A 19,649-nucleotide genomic window follows, 5' to 3' on the forward strand; every position below is an offset into this window, starting at 1 on the left:
GCGGCGGCCTCGCGTCAACCTAGCCAACGTGTGTACCTCGTGTGAAGGTTGAGGTGTGAAATGTCCGATACATATTCGTGATGTTCGCGACGGTGTTCGACAGGGAAGGGGCGGCGGCCATGGTTTCCTGTGAGGTCCCGGTGAATTCGTGATTCGGCTGAACGCAGTGGCTCCGCCCGCCGTATGAAGCCGGGGGACTCCATGCCCGGCCGCCGGCCACACCCACCGGCGGTCGGGCCACCGGCGATCACACACAGGGGACGACCTTGGTACGCAACAGGCGCAGACGCCCGACCGGCGCACGACGCGCGACCCTCGGCGCGGTCGCCCTGATGCTCGGCGGAGCCGGGCTCGTCGGGGCGAACGTCTATGCCTCGGCCACCGAGGGCTGGGGTGACGGATCCGGCACGGACGCATCCGGACGCGTGCTGTCCTCGGGCATGGCGACCATCGACTGCCCCGATGTCGGCAGTCGGCTGACGGCCGTGCCGGACGCGGCGCGTCCCGATGTCGACCGGGAACTCGCGGTGCTGGACCAGCAGATCGCGGCGGCGTACCAGCAGGTGCAGCAGGCGGGGCGGACCGGCGGCCAGGACGCCGGTTCTCCCGAGGAGACCATCGTGAAGCCGCTGGAGGAGAAGCGGTCGGAGTCCATCGGACGGATCGCCGACGCGATCGGCCGGGCCGGGGAGCGCCCGCAGGGCCTGGACGATCTGGCCGCCTGCACCCTGCGCCCCGGCGACAACGGTCAGGCCACCGGCACCCCGGGCGACGACGGCCGGCAGGGCGGCACCGGCCAGGGGCAGAACGGCGGCGGCCAAGGGCAGAACGGCGCCGGCCAGGGCGGCAACGGGCCCGTCGTCTCGGACTACGCGGACATCACCGCCGTACCGCCCGAGGCGCCGGCCCCGCCGCCGCAGGCCGACGCCTCGCGCGGCACGTTCACCTCCGACTGCGGGGTCAACGCGGGCGGCCTGTTCAACTCCGACAACGTCATCGTCGCCCCCGGCGTCACCAACGGCGCCCACCACTTCCACGACTACGTCGGCAACCAGGGCAACAACGCCTTCGCCGGCGACGAGGACCTGGCCAAGGCCGGTACGAGCTGTGCGGACCAGGGCGACAAGTCGTCGTACTACTGGCCGGTGCTGCGCCTGCAGAACGGCACCCGGGAACGGGACGCCGGAGCCCCGGGCGGCGGTACGGAAGGCAACGCGGGCCAGATCGTGACCCCCGAGCAGGTCACGCTGACCTTCGTCGGGAACCCGCGTGGCAAGGTCACCGCCATGCCGCGCCTGCTGCGCATCATCACGGGGGACGCCAAGGCCTTCGTCAACGGCCCCGGCAACGCCAACGCGTCCTGGAGCTGCACCGGTTACGAGAACCGGCAACTGAAGGACAAGTACCCGCTGTGCCCGCCGGGCAGCGACGTGGTGCGCACCTTCCGCTTCCAGAGCTGCTGGGACGGCCGCAACATCGACAGCGCCAACCACCGTACCCACGTGGCCTTCACGGCCCCCGACGGTTCCTGCCCGGCGGGCTTCGAGCCCATTCCGCAGCTCGTGCAGCGCATCGTCTACGACGTCGACGCGCCGAGCACCGCGGACGGCGGCCGTACCGTCCCGCTGTTCGCGGTGGACTCCTTCCCGGAGCAGCTGCACAAGCCCGTCACCGACCACGGCGACTTCATCAACGTCTTCGACGAGAACCTGATGGGCGAGATGGTCGACTGCATCAACTCCGGCCGCACCTGCGGTTCCTCCGCCGCCGACGACCCCGCCACGACGCCGACGTCCACGCCCACGGCGAGTTCGAGTGCCACGGCAGCGCCGGGTGGCGGCTCCGGCGAGGACAGCGGCGGAAGTGCCACCTCCGCGCCCGCTCCGTCGGCGTCCCGATCCGCTGAGGTGCCACGGCTCGACGCGACGACGTCGCCCGCCCGCACCACCCGGCACGACACGGACGACAAGGCGGCACCTGCCGTGTCCGCCGAACCCCGGTCCACGCCGGCGCGTTCGGCACCGGCCCCGTCCGTGGCCGCGTCGAGTCGGGCCGCCACCGCCGCCGCGTACGCCCCGCCGACGGTCGCGGGGACCGAACCCCAGGCGAGCCGGGGCGGTCTGGCGGAGACGGGCGCCCATCTGTGGCCCGCGGCCATCGGCACGCTGCTCGCCCTGTCGGGTCTGTTCATGCTCCTGCGGGCCAGGCGCATGCGCTACTGACGGTTCGCGGACGGCGGCGGCCACCTTCGAGGCGGTCGCCGCCATCCGCTCACGACCCCTTGTGGGAGCGCTCCCAAGAGGGTGAGGATGGGGCCATGCCGTCCCTCGATCCGAACCCGCTGATCCGGTCCTACCGCCCCGCCGACCGCGACGCCGTGGCCGACGTCTGCGTCCGCACCGCGCACAACGGGGGCGACTCCCGGGCCCTCTACCCCGACCAGCGCCTGATGCCGTCGCTCTTCGCCGAGCCGTACTGCCACTTCGACCCGGACCTGGCCTTCGTACTGGACGACGGCACGGGCCGGGCCGTGGGATACATCGTCGGTACGGCGGACACCGAGCGCTTCGTGAAGGACTTCCGGCGGAGCTGGATCCCCCGGCTGGCCGGCCGCTACCCGGAGCCCGTGGCGCCGCCCCGCACACCCACCGAGGAGATGATCCGCCTCCTGCACCACCCGGAGCGGATGCTCGTCCCCGAACTCGCCGCCTACCCCGCCCATCTGCACATCGACCTGCTGCCGCCCTGGCAGGGGCAGGGCCACGGCCGCCGCTTGGTGCACACCTTCCTCGACGCCCTGCACGGTAAGGGCGTCGAGGCGGTCCACCTCGGCATGGTCACCGTCAACACCGCCGCCCGCGCCTTCTACGACCGGGTCGGCTTCCACGAGATCCCGGTCGCCGACGCGGGCCCTCTCACCTACCTGGGCCGGGCCACGGCCCGTGCCTGAGCGGCGGTCCTCAGCCGACCCTGAGCGTCTGCTTGGCGAGGTCGTAGGCGGGCCGCATCTCCTCGTGCTCCTGGGTGTCCATGCCCCCGAGGTGCAGGACGACGGGGCCCTCGGGCGTGCTGACGGCGAAGGCGCTCTCCTTCTTCGTCTCGTCCAGGAGCTTGCTCGTGTAGAGGTACTCCACCTCCACCGCGGAGACGCCGCCGCCGGTCTTGAAGGAGTGGTACCTCGCCTTGCTGACGTTGTCCTCGGCGGCGACGAACGCGCGCAGCACACCTCCCGCGTCCGTGTCGCCGCCCTTGCCCCTCCACACGCGCAGGAAGCCGATGTTGCCCGCCGGCTTGGCGTCGATCTCACAGGCGGCCGTGACCGGGCCCTGCCGGAGGAAGGCGTCGGCGAGCGCCCCGCTGAGGTCGCCGTCCTCGCCCTTCGAAGACTCGGCCAACTCCTTGTCGGCGTCGATCGACTTGGCCTTCCAGTGCTGCGCGATGTCGAAGGTCACGGGCAGTTCGCAGGCAGAACCGGCCGCGCCGACCGTGCCGCCGCGGGCCGCCGCCGCACCCTTCGCACCCGTGCCCCCGGCCGCCGCGCCCTTGGCGCTCGCCGACGCGCTCGCGGACTTCTCCCCGCCGCCGTCCGCGGACTCGGCGCACCCGCCGAGCACCGCGGCGAGCGCCGCCGCCACGACGATGCGGCCTCCGACCGCCCCCACCCCGACCTGCACTGTTGCCTCCCCTTCGGTCCAGAGCCGTCACTGTAACCGAGGGCACCGACAACGCCGACCGCGATGCGGCTCACCGGACGCGGCTCACCGGCTGTCCCTCACCCGGCCTCGCGCACACAGTGCAGGAAGAGATGCGGCTCGGGTCCCGCCTCCAGGGCGCTCGGGGTGAACAGGGTCTGCTCCTCGGCCAGGACCGTCAGGCCCGCGCCGACGGCCACTCCGGTGAAGGCCTCCGCGGTGAAGCTCGTGATCCGGACCGGCTGCCCCATGAAGAGACCCTCGGTGTCCTCCAGGTCCAGCGGCACGGTGGCCAGCGCGACGAGGCCGCCGGGCCGTACCGCACGGGTCAGCTTCTCCACGACGGCCGCCTGCTCGGCGCGGGACATCTGCAACAGCGAGAAGTACGCGCACGCGGCGTCGAACGCGTCCTCGGGCAACGGCGTCTCCCGGATGTCGGCGAGCCGGAACTCGGCCCCGGGCACCTGCCGAGCGGCCAGGTCGACCATGACCGGTGAGACGTCGATGCCCAGCACGCGGTGTCCGGCCCCGGTCAGCGTCTGCGCGGTCGGGCGGCCCGTCCCGCTCCCCACGTCCAGCACCCTGCTGCCCGGCGCCAGCCGCTCCACCAGCCAGCGCAGCGACGCCCGGTGCGGTGCGGAGCCGGCGAACGCCTGCTCGTAGGCGAGCCCCAGCGCGTCGAACACCACGGCGGCCTGCGCCCTGCGGTCCTCGTCGACCACGGCTGATCCTCCTGTCTCGGTCCGGCCGCGCGTCCCGTCCCCGGCAAGCCGGTCGCGTGGCCCTGAACCGCGCCTCGAAGTGTGCTCCGAAGTCTGCCTGGAAAGTCGCCTGGAAGCCGCCGTTTGCGAGGGACGGTACGCGCACGGCAGGGTGCGGGATGTGCCTACCCTGCTGATCATCCACCACACCCCTTCACCGAACTGCCAGGCCCTGTTCGAGGCGGTCGTGTCAGGAGCGACGACACCGGAGATCGAGGGCGTGCGCGTCGTACGCCGGGCGGCCCTGTCGGCCACCGCCTCCGACGTGCTGGAAGCCCACGGCTACCTGCTCGGCACGCCCGCCAACCTCGGCTACATGTCCGGCGCCCTCAAGCACTTCTTCGACCAGATCTACTATCCCTGCCTGGACGAGACCCGCGGTCGCCCCTTCGGCTTCTACGTCCACGGCGGCAACGACGTCACCGGTGCCGTCCGCGCCATCGAGACCGTCACCACCGGCCTCGGCTGGCGCCGGGCGGCCGAGCCGGTGACCGTCACCGGCGAGCCGGGCAAGGCCGACATCCAAGCCTGCTGGGAGCTGGGGGCCACGGTGGCGGCGGGCCTGATGCCCGGCGCCTGAGCCGCCCGGACGCCCCCGCGGTGCGGTCGCATGAACGTGGGGTACCGGTCACGCGGCCACTGGAGAGGTCTTCGTGCGCCGTACGACGTCCGGGTGAGGGACCAAGGCCTCCCGGACGCCGGCATCCGCTGCCCCGGCGGCGGAGCAACTACGCACGGCCACCTCGGCGTTGCCCGCGCACGCACGAGCCGGGGGCCGAGCCCGCTCGCCCGGCACCTCGTCGGCGATCCGCGCGGTCAGCCTCCGCACCCGGGGCGCGTCCTCGGCGGCGAGCGTCGGCTGCCCTTACCCGTGCTCCCTCCCGTGCGCGTCGGCGCCGTCCCGGCCCAGGACGAAGGCGCCCCGAGCACGTCCTCCGGCGCCGGGCCGAACACCCCACGGGAACGTCCCGGGCACACCCGGCGGTGCGCGCGACCCGGCGGAGAGGGCCGCGCTGCCGGTCGCCAGGGCGATCAGGTCGTACGCGGCGAGAACGTCCATGGCGGCCATTCACCCACCGGCCGGTGGACACCACCCGTCAAACGGGCATTCGGAGCAGAATGGGCGTGCGCGGAAGCGCGGTGCCGGTGATGATCGGCACGGGGGAGACACAGCGGAGAGGAGGGCCCGATGCTGTCCGCATGGGCCGGGGCCCTGGTGCCCGTCTTCAGCGACACCGACGTGAGCGGCACCCGGCACCTGGTGCGGCCGTCCGGTACCGGATACGTCCTCGCCGCCAACCACACCTCGTTCTTCGATCCCGTCCTGCTCATCGGCACCCTGCACCGGCTCGGCCTGCGCCCCGCCGTACTGGCCACCGCCGGGCTGTGGCGGGTGCCCCTCCTGGGCCAGGTCCTCACCCGGGAGGGCCATGTGCCCGTCCACCGGGGCGGCCGCCGCGCCCCGGACGCCCTCCGGGCCGCCGCCGACGCCCTCACCGCCGGGCGCGGCGTGCTCATCTACCCCGAGGGCGGCCTGCCCCGCTACCGCGCCTCCCACGACCGCCCGCCCGGACGCCTGAAGTCCGGGGTGGTCCGTCTCGCGCTGTCCACGGGCGCCCCGGTGCTGCCGGTCGGGCACGCGGGCGCCCGCCGGGTCTCCTCCGGCAGCCTCGCCAGACAGCTCGCCGGCTGGGCCACCGCGCCCGTACGCCGCCCCCGCGTCCACGTGCACATCGGCCCCGCCCTCCGGCTGGACACGTCCGACCACCCGCTGGACGACCTGGAGACCGCCCTCGCCCAGGCATGGTCGATCGCGGTCAGCGCCCTGGAGGACGGGGCGGGGGAGGAAGCAGCCGAGAGGGAGGACCGGGCCGACGGGAAGCAAGGCCCCTGAGGGTGCGGCAGGTCAGGCGGGGGTGGCGGGCAGAGGAGGGCGGGCCCGGTGTGTACGCAACCTCCACCCCGCCGACCCCGCCGGCGCCCGGCACGGCGGCTCACCGGCCGGCTCGACGCCGGCGCCCGGCCGGTCCGCCGGTTCGAAGGCCCCGGCTGGGGCTACGGCGTACGGTGGCCGGACCCGGACCGGGTGACCGGGCGCCGCCGGGACGATTCCTGACGGCCGCGGCAGCGCGTCGGCGTCCCGGTGTCGTGCCGGTGCCACACGGCGTCCACCACGCGGCCGTCGGGCAGGGTGTGGCGGCGCGGGCCCTGGTCGGGGACGAAGCCCGCGTGGGTCAGGGCACGCCGGCTCGCGGTGTTCCCGGGCTCGGCCCCGGCCCGGACCGTGGCCAGTCCGAGGTGGGTGTGGGCCAGTTCCAGGCCCGCGCGGAACAGCTCCGCACCCAGACCCCGGCCACGGCAGCCCGGGGCCAGCCAGCCGCCCATCTCGCCCGCCAGGTGCTGTAGTTCGAGGGCACCGGCGTAACTGAGGTCGGACCGGCGCACGCAGACCAGCAGGAGCGGGTCGTCCGGGCCGGGCGCGAACGGCTCGGCCAGCTCGCGGGGGATCCGCCGGCCGTCCTCCCCGGCGGGCCGCCAGGCCAGCAGGGTACGGCGGACAGCGGGGTCGGGCAGCACCTGGTCCGCCTTGGTGCCGAGCCACCGTTGCGCCTCCGCGTCCGCGCTCGCGGCGAGCGCCGCCGCCACGTCCAGGAGGGTGCGCGGGGTGAACAGCAACAACCGCTCGGTGCCCAGCACATGCCGCCCGGGCTCGCACCGTCCCGGCACCGGAAGCCCCGACGCGATCCGGCTACGGCGGAACAGGGACCAGCCCATGAGACCCCCGGCACTCCGGCGCACACGGCGGACACGGCACCGATCCACCGACAGCACGGACGCTCCGCACCGGCGGCGAATCTAGCGGGTCCTGGGCGGGGATGCCGTACCGCCGTGGGATGCGGTCGAAGGCAGGGGCGCTGCTGAGGGTGCGGGCTCGGGTCAGTCCGCCTGTTCCTGGGAGCGGGGCTTGGGACGGGTGCCGGTCCAGGACGGGTCGGCGGCCGGGGTCGCGGTGGGGGTGAGGGTGTGGTGCATGGCTGTCCTTCGGACGAGTGGGGGATGGTCCGGGGGCGGTGTGGTGCGTGGTACGCGGGTTCCGGTGCGGCCTCCCCTCTCGTCGGCGCAGGAGAGATCTCTTCGCAGGAGAGATCTCCCACCCGCGGCGGTGTTCTTCAGCGGACGGCCGGGGCGGGACGTATGGCCCCGGAGGCGAGGTGGTCGGGGCCGTGGGGCCCAGGGAGTCGACCGGGTCGCTCGCCTCCGGGTGGTCCAGGGACGCCGGCGGGGGCCGGCAGCCGGTGCGGAGCGGTCATCGACGAGGACAACGGCCGTTTCCGTACGGCGAGTCGTCCGTCCTGGTCGGTCGGTCGAGGGAGCCGTCGGTGGAGGGAGGGCGGAGCCATCGCCGTGCGCCTTTCGTCCGGCCTCTGGGGTGAGGGTGCGGGCGTCGGCCGGCCGCTCGGGCAGCAGACGTCCCACCGCCTGCCGGCAGGCCGTGGTGGCGGCCAGTCTCCCCGAGCCGGCCGCGCCGCCTGCTCCATCGGTCGGCCGGAGCAGTGCGTCCACTCTGGCACCCGCCAACCACGCTCCGCAACCGACAAGTTGAAATTTGCAAGGGGCGAAGTGCATGCTGCATCCGCCGGAACGTGATCGAATGGGCGGAGCGCACGGATCACGTGCGAGGGTGTCCGGTGACCTGACGAGGGGGTGGGCGTGAGCGCGGAGACCGACTGGGGCGGCGCCCCGTCCGTGCTGCGCATGATCCTCGGCAGGCGGCTGGAGGAACTGCGCACCCGGGCCGGCCTCAACTACGCCGAGGCGGGCGCCGCCATCGGGGTCAGCCACTCCACGATCCGCCGCATGGAGGCCGCCAAGGTGTCCCGGCTGCGGCTCACGGACGCCGAGAAGCTCCTCCAGGTCTACGGCGTCACCGACCAGCAGGAGATCGACACCTTCCTGCAGTCCGTGCGCGAGGCCAACAAGCGCGGCTGGTGGCACACGTACCGCGATGTCATGCCCGACTGGTTCGCCGCCTACCTCAGCCTGGAACAGGCGGCCCTGCACATCCGCGCCTACGAGAACCAGTCCGTGCACGGCCTGTTGCAGACCGAGGACTACGCCCGCGCCCTGCTCACCGCCGCCGGCCCGCACGTCCGCGCGGAGGCCGTCGAGCGCCGCGTCGCCCTGCGCATGCGCCGCCAGGAACTGCTGACCAGAGCCACGCCGCCACGGCTGTGGGTGGTGATGGACGAGACCGTGCTGCGCTGGCCGGTCGGCGGCCCCGAGGTGATGCGCGCGCAGATCGACCACCTCATCGAGGTCAACCGGCTGCCCCAGGTCACCGTGCAGCTCATGCCGTTCGCCAACGGCCCGCACCCCGCCCTGACGGCCGGCGCCTTCCACCTCTTCCGGTTCCGGGCCCGTGAACTGCCCGACATCGCCTATCTCAGCGGCCTCCTCGGGGCCGTCTACCTCGACAAGGCCGACGAGGTCGTGGTCTACCGGGAGGCCCTGGACCGGCTGAGCGCCCAGGCCGCGTCCGCCAGGAAGACCGAGACCCTGCTCGCCGCGCTGCGCAAGGAGTGGTGACCCGCCCCGACACCTGCCCGCCCCACCACCTGCCCGCCCCGCCCTCGTACCTGCTGACGCGAAGCCCCGAGCCCCACCTGACCGAATGGGAGACACGGCGTTGCCCGACAACGGATGGCCGGCCGACCGGATCGACACCGAGAACGCCCACTCCGCCCGCATCTACGACTACATACTCGGCGGCAAGGACTACTACCCCGCCGACAAGGAGGCGGGTGACGCCATGTCCCGGGAGTGGCCCGCGCTCCCGGTGCACATGCGGGCCAACCGCGACTTCATGAACCGCGCCGTGCGCTGGCTCGCCGAGGAGGCGGGCATGCGCCAGTTCCTGGACATCGGCACCGGCATCCCGACCTCGCCGAACCTGCACGAGATCGCCCAGGCCGTGGCCCCCGAGTCCCGGGTCGTCTACGTCGACAACGACCCGATCGTGCTCACCCTCTCCCAGGGCCTGCTGGCCAGCGCCCCCGAGGGCCGGACCGCGTACATCGAGGCCGACTTCCGTGACCCGGCGGCCATCCTGGACGCCCCCGAGCTGCGCGAGACCCTGGACCTGAGCCGGCCCGTCGCCCTCACCGTCATCGCGATCGTCCACTTCATGCTGGACGCGGACGACGCGGTCGGCGTCGTACGGCGGCTGCTGGAGCCGCTGCCGTCCGGCAGCCACCTCGCGATGTCCATCGGCACCGCCGAGTTCGCGCCCGAGGAGGTGGGCCGGGTCGCCCGCGAGTACGCGGCCCGCAACATGCCGATGCGGCTGCGCACCCTGGACGAGGCCCACGCGTTCTTCACGGGCCTGGACCTGGTCGAGCCCGGCATCGTCCAGGTGCACAAGTGGCACCCCGACGGCAGCGGCGAACAGGGCATCAGGGACGAGGACATCGCGATGTACGGCGCGGTCGCCCGCAAGCCGTGACAGACCCGGGGCCGAGGTCCGACCCACCTCCCGGACCTCGGCCCCGCCTCCCGTCGTACGACGGCGCGCCTTCGCGCGGGAGCCGCCCGCACCGCAATGACCGACAAGACCTGCTCCGCAACGACCGGAAAGAGTGGAGTGGAGAGCGGAACCGGGAAGCGGGAAACGCGGTCTTAGGGTCTGTCGACGGCCGGTATCGGACCGGTCGCGAAGAAACCGGGGGAATGGGACACATGTCCATGCGCAGCCGTAAGACCCTCCTCACCGCCGCGGCCCTCACGGCCGGCCTCACCCTGGCCGCCGTCACGCCCGCCCTGGCGGGGGCCTCCGCGAGCGGCACGACCCGTGCCGCCGCCGTGTCGTCCGCGCAGGGCGACCCGCGGAACGTCACCCAGCACGTGGCCGACTTCTACGGCGCCTACATCGACGCCGTCTGGGCCACCGACGACCCCACCGCCGCGACCGCCGCCAAGGCGCTGCGGGGCTTCTACCTCTCCGCCGCCGCGCAGAAGAAGGTCACCGCCTTCGAGAAGAGGGAACACGCCGACGGCATCCTGTTCGCGCAGAACGTGCCGGTGAAGTGGAAGGTGGCCTACACCGGCTCCGGCGCCGGTCACGCCACCAGCAGGGTCACGCTCACCTGGGGGGACGGGCCGCACCCGCAGGTCAGCCGGATCGACGTCCAGTCCGACCTGAAGACCCTGAAGATCACCGACCTGAAGCCGGCCGGCTGACCGGGGCCCGGACGCGGACCCCGCCCCGCCCCACTCGGAGCGGGGTCCGCGCCCGCCGGGCCGTTCCTCCGCCGGGCCGCCCGGCGTCGCTCGGGCCGAGGCGGGCGCGGGCGCCCGGGGTCAGGCGTTGGGGTCGAAGGGGATGCCCGACGGCATGGAGTGCGCCAGCGCGTACTGGAAGTCGCCGTCGTCGATCTTGATCGTGGCGGCCCCGAAGTCCGCGCTCAGCAGCTTCTCGCGGTAGCCCGCCGGATAGCCGTTCCAGCCGACCAGCCGCGGGTAGAACCAGCCGCCCGTCACGTTCTCCGGCGGCTCGTCGTTGGTGTTGGCGAACCGGAAGCAGTGGGTCGAGACGCCGTCCTTGTGGTAGACGATCTTCGGGTGGGTGCCGTCGAAGCGCACCGAGGAGCGGGCCGCCACCTGGTAGCCCGAGTGCTGGGACACCGAGACGTACTGGACGCTGTTGTCCTTGATCCACACCACGACGTGCTCCCAGTCGTGGGTGTGCCCGATGGCGGCGGGCCCGAGGGTCGCCTGGTCCTTCTCGAAGTAGCTGGCGTACATCACCGCGCACCAGCCGTTGTTGCACTTCTCGCGCGAGTAGGTGTTGGCGTTGGCGAGCTGCGCGTAGTCGTGGCAGTGGCCGTTGACGTCACCCCCCAGCTTCAGGCCGGGGTTGATGGTGCCGTCGCTGCCGATGGCGGCGGTGGCGTAACAACCGTCACCGTCGTAGTCGTAGGCGGGGGAGAAGCTCTGTTCCAGGCCGTCGGCGTTCTGCGGCAGCAACTGCAGGACGCTGGCGCCGGCGGTGCCGGGCGAGGTGAGGACGAGGGCGAGCGCGCCGAGGGCGGCGGCGAGCGCGGAGGTCAACTGACGCACGTGGGCTCCCTGTTGTCGAGGCGCCGCAGATTCTCGCAACGCCTCGGCGGGAGGGGCCACCCTCCGAACTGAACTTTGCCGCAAGGCCAGTTGAACGTGGCGGTCGAAGCCACCCGAGTGGGTGCCGTCGTACCGCTATCGGCCGGAAGTCAGGCGTTCACCCTGACTCCGGCGCAAGACACGGTTCGGGCCGGTGCCCGGACGGTGTTTCGGCGGTGTCCGCGCCGGGGGCTCACCCGTGGCGGGCCTTCTCGCCGCGGCCGTGGTGGCGGCGGCGCTCGACGGGCGTGCGGTGCACCGCGATCAGCGCCGCGTCGTCGCCGAGCCGGCCGCCGACGTGGGCGAGCAGATCGCGCCGCAGGTGGTGCATCAGGGCTTCGGGGCTGTCCTCGGTCCACCGCGCGACCCGGTCGGCGAGCGGATAGAACCGGCCGTGCTCGTCCCGGGCTTCCATGACCCCGTCCGTGTAGAGCAGCAGCGTGTCACCCGGCTCGAAGGAGAACACGTCCAGGGTGTGCTCGGCACCCGCGTGCACCCCGAGCGGCGGCGACGGGTGCAGGCTCGGGACGGTCACGACGTGGCCGGGGCTCAGCAGCAGCGGCGGCGGATGACCACAACTCGTCATCCGGGTGACCGGGTCGCGGTCCGGGATGTCCACGAGCAGCGCGGTGGCGAACCGCTCGCCCTCCTCCTCGGGGCTCTCCAGATCGGCCGCGTAACGGGTGACGCTCTGGTCCAGCCGGGTCGCCAGCTCGGACAGCGGGATGTGCCGGTGGGCGCTCTCCCGGAACGAGCCGAGCAGCAGCGCGGCCTCACCGATGGCGGGCAGCCCCTTGCCGCGGACGTCACCGATGAGGAGGCGGACCGAGCTGTCGGACACGGTCGCCGCGTAGAGATCGCCGCCGATCTGGGCCTCGTCCTCCGCGGCCAGGTACAGCGAGGCGATCCGCAGCGGGCCGATCTGCTCGGGCAACGGCCACATCAGGACGTGCTGCGCGGCCTCGGCGACCGTGCGGACCTGGGCCAGCTGGGCCTGCCGGCGCTCGCGTAGGGTGCTGTAGAGGACCGTGAGCACCACGAGGATCACGAGGGTGACGAGCTGCACGACGTGATTGGTGGTGGTGAGCCCGCCGCGGTGGACGCCGATGAGGAACTGCGCGGCCACCGCGAGCGCCCCGATCCCCGCCGTCGCCCGGGGACCGGCGAAGGACGGGGTGAGCGCGGGCGCGATCACCAGGGCCGGCCCGAGATGGATGTCCCAGGGCAGCCGCAGGTCCGCCACCGTGATCACCACGATGAGCACGATCGGGAGGACCAGCAGCGCGTGGACCGACTGCCACCGCTGCCGGAGGCGGACGCGCGCCCCGGGTGCCATGCCTACCAGCGTGCTCCCGGCCTGGTCGACCGGCCACTCGCTGAGCGCCGCTGCCGCACGGCGACTGCCGTCGCCGCGCAACCGCCCCGCCCGCCGGTACCGCAGGCCCCGGCACCGGCGGGCGGGGCCTGCGGCACCCCGGCGCTCGTCATCGAAGGAGTGAAGCCTTCCGGTGACGCCGTGTCGCCGGCGGCGCGCCGGGTACCCGTACGCACCCCGGGGCCGATCCGGCCGCCCCGGGACGCAGGGTGCCGAATGGAGAGGTCATGACGCACAACGGGGAGGACACCGCGCCCCTCCGGCGACCGGAGGTCACCGAACTCCGGCTCGCCTCGGACGGGGCCGGCCTGGAGTTCACGTCCGCGCCGGAACCGGCGCAACTGCCGCACGACCGCAGTCAGGCGATCCTGGAGGCCGCCAAGGAGATCGGCTCGCTCCTCAAACGCGCGGGCCACCCCTTCGCGCTCGCCGGCAGCGTGGCGGTCTACGCCCACGGCGGCAGCCGCTACCTCCAGCACGACGCGGACTTCGCCATCCTGCCCGACGACGCCGAGGCGGTGGCCGCCACACTGAGCGAGGCCGGTCTGCCCGTGCGGACCCCACCGGAGGACTGGCTGCTGAAGACCACCTGCCACGGCCAGAACGTCGACATCATCTTCGCGCTGGCCCACCAGCCCGTCACCCGCGACATGCTCGACCGGGCACACGTCCTGCCGGTCGACTCGGTGCTCATGCCGGTCCTGTCGCCGACCGACCTGATCCGCAGCCTGATCAGCGCCTTCTCCGAGCACTACTGCGACTTCGGGTCGGTCCTGCCGGTGGCCCGCGCCGTCCGCGAGAAGGTCGACTGGGACGAGGTCCGCACGACCTGCGGCGGCCAGCCCATGCCGGCCGCCTTCCTCTTCCTTCTCGAACGGCTGAACGTGATCGATGCCCAGGAGGGGCAGCCATGACCGACACGAGCCCGCCGCCCCCGTCGGCGGCAGGGAGTCTCGACTACCGCGTCGCCCACCTCGCCGAGCACCTGGCCTGCGGAGACCTCGCGGAACTCGGCGTACGGCTCGAACTGCGCGGCGACGCCGTCCTGCTCACCGGCACCGTGCCGTCCACCCAGTGCCGGGACGACATCCTGCGCATGGCCCGCGAGGAACTGGCGGGGCACCCGGTCCACAGCGACCTGCTCATCGCCGGGACCTCCTCGCCCGACCACGGAGAGGACCTGACATGATCCGCGTCGCGGCCGTGGGCGACATCCACATGGGCCCCGAGAGCCAGGGCACCCTGCGGCCCTCCTTCGAGACACTGCCCGCGTGTGCCGACGTCCTGCTGCTCGCCGGCGACCTCACCCGCCACGGCACGCCGGAGGAGGCCGCGATCGTCGCCCGTGAGATCAAGGACCTCGGGGTGCCCGTCGTCGCCGTACTGGGCAACCACGACCACCACGACGAGCGGCCCGAAGAGGTCACCGCGATCCTCCGTGACGCGGGCGCGCACGTCCTCGAAGGGCAGGCGGCCGTCGTCACCGCCGACGGCGCCCGGATCGGGGTCGCCGGGACCAAGGGCTTCGGCGGCGGCTTCGTCGGCCGCTGCGCGGGGGAGTTCGGCGAACCGCTGATGAAGGAGTTCGTCCGCTACACCCGGCGGAGCGCGGACGGCCTGCACAGCGCCCTGAAGAACCTGGAGGAGTGGGACTGCGACGTGCGGATCGCGCTGACCCACTTCTCACCGGTGCCGGACACCCTGGCCGGGGAGCCGCTGGAGATCTACCCCTTCCTCGGCAGCTACCTGCTCGCCGAGGCCATCGACACCGGCGGCGCCGACCTCGCCGTGCACGGCCACGCCCACGCCGGCACCGAGCACGGCATCACCAGCGGGGGCGTCCGCGTACGCAACGTCGCCCAGCCGGTGATCGGCCAGGCGTTCCACGTGTACCACCTGCCTTCCCGGCACGGGTGACGGGACGGGGCGCCGGACGGTGCCGGGACGGGGGCCGGACGGTGCCGGGCGGGTGGTCCCGGGCGGGGCGAGCCGGTCGACGCGGATGGCATTGGCCGGGGCCAGTCGACTCACATCCGACGAGGCCGGCCCCGCCGGAGCCGTCGGCCCGCGCGGGCGCTCCGCCCGGGGGGGCACGCCGCCGTGCTCACCGCCTCACGGACGGTGGCGTGGCCGTCCTTCGTGGGGAGTGTGAGCCGCACCGGTTGGTCGCGCTGATGCCCGGTGCGGCCGGTGCCCGGTGGGGCTAGCGGTCGGCGCGGCTGGGGTCCGTGCGGATGGCCCCCGGGTACGGCTTGCCGGCCCGCCCGTGCCCCGCCGGGGGCGTCACGCCGCCGTGCTCAGTGCCTCGCGATCGGTGACGTCGCCGTCCTTCGTGGGCAGTGTCAGCGGCACCGGTTCGCAGCGGCGGCGCAGCAGCAGGCCCGCGCCGATCGACCCGGCGATGAGGAGGCCGCCGGCCACCAGCGCGCCGCGTGCGCCGGCCCACTCCATGAGCAGGCCCAGCAGCGGCGGACCGCCGAGGCTCCACACCGTGCCGACGCTGCTCCACACGCCGAGCACCCGGCCCCGCAGATGCGGCGGCGGATCGGTCTGGAGGACGGCCGTGCCGGCGGTGTCGGAGACGGACTCCACGATCGCCATCGGCAGCACCAGGACCAGCAGCACGGCCAGCGACGGCGACAGACCCGCCACCACCTGGAGCAGCGCGCCCCCCGCCGCCAGCAGACCCACGGTCCGCACGGACGGCCTGCGCAGCCGGGCGCCGAGAATGGCGCCGAGGATGCCGCCGACGGCGAGCACCGTGGACACCGTGCCGAACGCCCCGGCGCCGCCGGCCAGCGGTCCCGTGACGAGCACGGCGAGGGTCAGGCCGTAGTTGCGCCCGAAGACGGAGCTGAGCCCGGTGATGCCCGCGAGCGCGACCAGGCGGGGCCTGCGCGCGAAGAAGGACAGGCCCTCCCGCACGGTCATGCCCGCGCGCGCCGGAACCGCCCGAACCCCGGCCGCCGGCTCCCCGGCGGTCCCGGGCACCGGCCGCAGGAACGGCACCACCGCGGCCACGAACAGGAACGACAGCCCGTTCGCGGCGTACGCGGCGGACGTCCCGAGGAACCCGACGGTGACCCCGGCCAGGGCCGTGCCGGCCAGCCGGCCCGCGCTGTGCACCAGCGCGCCCACCCCGATCGCGGACGGCACGTCCTCCACCGGCACCAGATCGTTGCCGAGCAGGGCACAGGCCGGTCCGTCGACGGTGGCGATGACGCCGGTCACGCCGGCCAGCACCAGCAGCGCCGTCATGTCGATCCGGTCCAGCGCCACGAGCAGCGCGGTGGTGAAGGCGACCGCGGCGAGCAGGGCCTGACTGACGGTGACCGTCAGCTTCCGGGGCCAGCGGTCCACGGCAGCGCCGCCGAGCAGGCTCACGAACAGCGCGGGCGCCGCCTGCACGGACATGGACAGTCCGGTCGCCGCCGCCGAGCCCGTGATGTGCAGCACGAGCAGGTTCTGCACGGTGAGCTGCATCCACGTGCCGGCGTTGGAGACGAAGTTCGCGGCCGACCACCAGCGCATGCCCCGGTGCCGCAGGGATCGCCACGGCGAACGCGAGGCCGGGGCGGTGAGGGGTGCTGACGGGGGCTGGACAGGGTCAGAAGACACGACGGGGTACTCGGCAACCGGGAAAGTGGGAGGACCGGCGAGCCCGTCGGATCGGCAGCGCTGCACGGCCGGGGCTGCCAGGTCAGGGCGCCGACCATGGTGGCAGACGGGACGGCACGGTCGACGCCACCGCGTCCGCCGGTGCCCGCTGGTCTCCGCCAAACACCAGCGGGCATACGGTGGTTGGGGCGCGCGTGGGGTTCCTCACAGGGCCGGTTTCGGCCTGTCCGTTCCGGGTAGGCGCGGACGGCGGACCGAGCGGCCCACCGGAGGAGCACGGTCGTGCACCGGCAGGGACGGACGACGGCGCCGGACCCCCGCTCACGACCCGGCGCGGTCGGCCGCCGCTTCCCCCGCAGCGACACGGGACAGGCCACCCCGTGCCGGTAGCGAACCGGCCACCGAACGCGTCGCCCTGCGACTGCGGCTGCCGCTCCGGCGCCGTCTTCCTGCCCGTGTCCACCGCGGCGACCGCCGGCTTGCGAGGTGGTGTGCGGCACCTCACGGCGTCACAGCCGAGCGGTCCTGCGGCTCCCAGGACCCGCAGAGCCCCGGACCCCCAGGAGGCACCGTCGGCGCCATGACCAGGACCCGCGGTCGCCGGGCGGAGTTCCCCCGGGCTCACCTAGCGATTGACGGCCCTCATCCCCGCCTCGTCATACCGATCACCCGCCGCCGCAGGCAGCTCCGCGTCGATGCGGGCCAGGTCGTCCTTGGTCAGCTCGATGCCCACCGCGGCGGCGTTCTGCTCCAGGTACGTACGGCGCTTGGTGCCCGGGATCGGCACCAGGTCCTCGCCCTGGGCCAGCACCCACGCGATGGCGAGCTGGGCCGGGGTCACGTCCTTCTCGGCGGCGATCTCCTTCACCTTCTCCGCCAGCCGCAGGTTCGCCTCCAGATTGGCGTCCGCGAAGCGCGGGTTCGTGCGCCGGAAGTCGTTCTCGTCCAGCTCGTCGGGCGAGGTGAAGCGGCCCGCGAGGAAACCCCGGCCGAGCGGTGAGTACGGCACGAAGCCGATGCCCAGCTCCCGGCACGTGGGCAGCACCCCGGCCTCCACGTCCCGCGACCACAGCGAGTACTCGCTCTGCACCGCGGTGACCGGGTGGACGGCGTGCGCGCGCCGGATGGTCTCGGCGCTCGCCTCGCTCAACCCGATGTACCGCACCTTGCCCTCGGCGACCAGCTCGCCCAGCGCGCCGACGGTCTCCTCGATGGGCACGTTCGGGTCGACCCGGTGCTGGTAGTACAGGTCGATGTGGTCGGTGCCCAGCCGCTGCAGCGAGCCGTGCACCGAGCTGCGCACATGCTCGGCCGAGCCGTCCTGCCGGCCGACCGTGCTCATGTCGCCGGGGACGGCGTCGTCCATCCGGTAGTTGAACTTCGTGGCGATGACGTACTCGTCGCGGTGGCCCCGGATCGCCTCACCGACGAGCGACTCGTTGGTGAGCGGCCCGTAGACCTGCGCGGTGTCGAGGAAGTCGATGCCGAGTTCGAGGGCGCGCCGAATGGTCGCGATGCCCTCCTCCTGGTCGGCGGAGCCGTAGAAGGCGGACATCCCCATGCATCCGAGCCCGATGGCCGATACCTGGAGGTCCCGCAGCCTGCGCTTGTGCATGTGGGGTCACAGCCTTTCGTGCATTCGACGGTCGTTCTCCGGGCGCGAGGGCCTTCCTCCATCTAGCGACGGAATCCGGCACCCGGCATCCCGTGGGGGAGCCGGGTGCCGGCACGCGCACCGGCGCTGTGTGACGCTACGAGCTGGAGCGCTCTCCAAGTCAAGCCGTGCCGGGGGCGGGACGGTGTTCCGCGGTGTTACGGATTCAGCCGTACCGGCAGTTCGAACAGGTCGTTCTGGGTGACCACCGGCTTGTTGCGCAGCTCGGTCGCGGGGACCGCGAGCTCCAGGCCGGGGAAGCGGGCGTACAGTGCGGGCAGGGCGACGCCCGCCTCCAGACGCGACAGGGCGGCGCCGGGGCACACGTGCGGGCCGTGGCCGAAGGAGATGTGCCGGTTCCTCGTGTCACGGGTGATGTCGAACTCGCCGGCGGTCGGGCCGTGGGCACCCTCGTCGCGGCCGATCGCACCGTACGACACGATCAGCGCGTCGCCGGCCGGGATCACCGTGTCGCCGACCGGTACGTCCTCGGTCGCGAAGCGGATCAGGACGTGGGAGGTGGGGGTGGAGTAGCGGAGCGTCTCCTCGATGACCGCGGACCAGTCGGCCCGGCCCGACAGCACCAGGGCGCGCTGCTCGGGGTGGGTCGACAGATTGACGACGGCGTTGACGATCAGCGAGATCGTCGTCTCGTGGCCCGCCGCCACCATGAGCTGGAGGGTGGAGACGATCTCCTCGTCCGTGAGGTGGTCGCCGTCCTCCGAGGCGAGGATCAGCGCGCTGGTCAGGTCGTCGCCCGGCGCGGCCCGCTTGGCCGACACCGTCTGCGCCATGATCTGCGCCAGCTCCGTGAGGGTGGCGACGACCTCCTCCGGCGGCGTCTGCGTGGAGAAGAACTTCTCGAACAGCACCTTCAGCCGGGGCAGCAGGCCCTCGTCGATGCCCATCAGGTCGGCGATGACGTACATCGGCAGCGGGTAGGCGAAGGCCGCCTTCAGATCGACGGTCCCGCCGTCCGACGGCAGCGCGTCCAGCAGGTCCTGGGTGAGCTTCTCGATCCGCTCCCGCATCCGCTCCACCCGGCGCGGGGTGAGCGCCTGCGCGACCAGGGTGCGCAGCCGGCGGTGGTCGGCGCCGTCCACCGTGAGCATCGAGCGGCCCGGGTTGGCCAGGCCGATCAGCGGCCAGTCCGCTGGTATCTCACCGCGCCGCCACGCGCCCCAGACGTTGATGTCCTTCACCAGCCGGGGATCGGTGAGGAGCGCCTTGGCCTCGGCGTGGTGGGTGACGGCCCACACCGGGACACCGCCCGGCAGTTCGACGGCGGCGAGCGGGCCGGCCGCGCGCAGCGCCGCGCTCTCGGCGTCCAGGTCGGTGACGAAGGGATCGAGGGCGATGCGGGGTGCTTCGGTACCGGTCGTCATCGTGACGTG

At 73.2% G+C, this 19,649-nt stretch carries 19 protein-coding genes; 10 read left to right on the forward strand and 9 right to left on the reverse strand.

Annotated elements, in window-relative coordinates; genetic code table 11:
• Nucleotides 1-332 precede the first annotated feature (332 nt).
• Together C3492_RS20185 and C3492_RS20190 are read left to right on the forward strand one after the other, a co-directional pair.
• On the forward strand, nt 333-2,222 hold the full coding sequence (locus C3492_RS20185) for a DUF1996 domain-containing protein (RefSeq protein ID WP_103813144.1): 1,890 nt from the start codon (nt 333-335) through the stop codon (nt 2,220-2,222).
• Nucleotides 2,223-2,317: 95 nt separating this feature from the next.
• A complete protein-coding gene (locus C3492_RS20190) occupies nt 2,318-2,950 on the forward strand; it encodes a GNAT family N-acetyltransferase (RefSeq protein WP_103813145.1) in 633 nt (210 codons plus the stop codon).
• 10 nt (nt 2,951-2,960) lie between these two features.
• On the opposite strand, the gene C3492_RS20195 is transcribed toward C3492_RS20190, so the two are convergent.
• Both C3492_RS20195 and C3492_RS20200 read right to left on the reverse strand, forming a co-directional pair.
• Entirely contained in the window at nt 2,961-3,674 is a 714-nt protein-coding gene (locus C3492_RS20195; RefSeq protein WP_103813146.1) for a lipoprotein, read from the reverse strand.
• 98 nt (nt 3,675-3,772) lie between these two features.
• Nucleotides 3,773-4,414 (reverse strand): bifunctional 2-polyprenyl-6-hydroxyphenol methylase/3-demethylubiquinol 3-O-methyltransferase UbiG, encoded by a 642-nt coding sequence (locus C3492_RS20200; protein WP_258055774.1) that lies wholly within the window; start codon nt 4,412-4,414, stop codon nt 3,773-3,775.
• 160 nt (nt 4,415-4,574) lie between these two features.
• Between C3492_RS20200 and C3492_RS20205 the strand changes: the two genes are divergently transcribed.
• On the forward strand, nt 4,575-5,033 hold the full coding sequence (locus C3492_RS20205; RefSeq protein ID WP_103813147.1) for a flavodoxin family protein: 459 nt from the start codon (nt 4,575-4,577) through the stop codon (nt 5,031-5,033).
• A 285-nt stretch (nt 5,034-5,318) separates the two neighbouring features.
• On the opposite strand, the gene C3492_RS20210 is transcribed toward C3492_RS20205, so the two are convergent.
• Complete coding sequence (locus tag C3492_RS20210) at nt 5,319-5,513, reverse strand: hypothetical protein (RefSeq protein WP_146075698.1); 195 nt, start codon at nt 5,511-5,513, stop codon at nt 5,319-5,321.
• Between the two features lie 129 nt (nt 5,514-5,642).
• Here C3492_RS20210 and C3492_RS20215 point away from each other — a divergent pair, with 129 nt between their 5' ends.
• Nucleotides 5,643-6,347: a 1-acyl-sn-glycerol-3-phosphate acyltransferase gene (locus C3492_RS20215; protein WP_103813149.1), complete on the forward strand. Its 705-nt coding sequence runs from the start codon at nt 5,643-5,645 to the stop codon at nt 6,345-6,347.
• 161 nt (nt 6,348-6,508) lie between these two features.
• On the opposite strand, the gene C3492_RS20220 is transcribed toward C3492_RS20215, so the two are convergent.
• Entirely contained in the window at nt 6,509-7,228 is a 720-nt protein-coding gene (locus tag C3492_RS20220) for a GNAT family N-acetyltransferase (protein WP_103813150.1), read from the reverse strand.
• Between the two features lie 936 nt (nt 7,229-8,164).
• On the opposite strand from C3492_RS20220, the gene C3492_RS20225 reads away from it, so the two are divergent.
• From C3492_RS20225 to C3492_RS20235, 3 genes are all read left to right on the forward strand, one after another.
• Nucleotides 8,165-9,040 carry a helix-turn-helix transcriptional regulator gene (locus C3492_RS20225; RefSeq protein ID WP_103813293.1) on the forward strand — a complete coding sequence of 292 codons (876 nt, stop codon included), beginning with the start codon at nt 8,165-8,167 and terminating at the stop codon, nt 9,038-9,040.
• 100 nt (nt 9,041-9,140) lie between these two features.
• Nucleotides 9,141-9,956 carry an SAM-dependent methyltransferase gene (locus C3492_RS20230; RefSeq protein WP_103813294.1) on the forward strand — a complete coding sequence of 272 codons (816 nt, stop codon included), beginning with the start codon at nt 9,141-9,143 and terminating at the stop codon, nt 9,954-9,956.
• Between the two features lie 233 nt (nt 9,957-10,189).
• A complete protein-coding gene (locus C3492_RS20235; protein ID WP_103813151.1) occupies nt 10,190-10,690 on the forward strand; it encodes a hypothetical protein in 501 nt (166 codons plus the stop codon).
• Nucleotides 10,691-10,810: 120 nt separating this feature from the next.
• Here the strand turns inward: C3492_RS20235 and C3492_RS20240 are convergent, their stop codons facing one another.
• A complete protein-coding gene (locus tag C3492_RS20240; protein ID WP_103813152.1) occupies nt 10,811-11,569 on the reverse strand; it encodes an NPP1 family protein in 759 nt (252 codons plus the stop codon).
• A gap of 232 nt (nt 11,570-11,801) precedes the next feature.
• Nucleotides 11,802-12,944, reverse strand: a complete 1,143-nt coding sequence (locus C3492_RS20245) for a PP2C family protein-serine/threonine phosphatase (protein WP_103813153.1) — start codon at nt 12,942-12,944, stop codon at nt 11,802-11,804.
• 266 nt (nt 12,945-13,210) lie between these two features.
• Between C3492_RS20245 and C3492_RS20250 the strand changes: the two genes are divergently transcribed.
• The 3 genes from C3492_RS20250 to C3492_RS20260 are packed head-to-tail and all read left to right on the forward strand — an operon-like array spanning nt 13,211 to nt 14,900.
• On the forward strand, nt 13,211-13,897 hold the full coding sequence (locus tag C3492_RS20250) for a hypothetical protein (protein WP_103813154.1): 687 nt from the start codon (nt 13,211-13,213) through the stop codon (nt 13,895-13,897).
• Nucleotides 13,894-14,172: a BON domain-containing protein gene (locus tag C3492_RS20255; protein WP_103813155.1), complete on the forward strand. Its 279-nt coding sequence runs from the start codon at nt 13,894-13,896 to the stop codon at nt 14,170-14,172. Before C3492_RS20250 ends, C3492_RS20255 begins: the two co-directional genes overlap by 4 nt.
• Nucleotides 14,169-14,900, forward strand: coding sequence for a metallophosphoesterase (locus tag C3492_RS20260; RefSeq protein ID WP_103813156.1), 732 nt, complete (start codon nt 14,169-14,171; stop codon nt 14,898-14,900). Before C3492_RS20255 ends, C3492_RS20260 begins: the two co-directional genes overlap by 4 nt.
• A 366-nt stretch (nt 14,901-15,266) precedes the next feature.
• Here the strand turns inward: C3492_RS20260 and C3492_RS20265 are convergent, their stop codons facing one another.
• From C3492_RS20265 to C3492_RS20275, 3 genes are all read right to left on the reverse strand, one after another.
• Nucleotides 15,267-16,601 carry an MFS transporter gene (locus tag C3492_RS20265; protein WP_103813157.1) on the reverse strand — a complete coding sequence of 445 codons (1,335 nt, stop codon included), beginning with the start codon at nt 16,599-16,601 and terminating at the stop codon, nt 15,267-15,269.
• 625 nt (nt 16,602-17,226) lie between these two features.
• Nucleotides 17,227-18,216, reverse strand: a complete 990-nt coding sequence (locus tag C3492_RS20270) for an aldo/keto reductase (protein ID WP_103813158.1) — start codon at nt 18,214-18,216, stop codon at nt 17,227-17,229.
• Between the two features lie 197 nt (nt 18,217-18,413).
• Nucleotides 18,414-19,640, reverse strand: a complete 1,227-nt coding sequence (locus C3492_RS20275) for a cytochrome P450 (protein ID WP_103813159.1) — start codon at nt 19,638-19,640, stop codon at nt 18,414-18,416.
• Nucleotides 19,641-19,649 lie beyond the last annotated feature (9 nt).

It is taken from the genome of Streptomyces sp. Ru62, assembly GCF_002920615.1.
Lineage (GTDB): Bacteria > Actinomycetota > Actinomycetes > Streptomycetales > Streptomycetaceae > Streptomyces.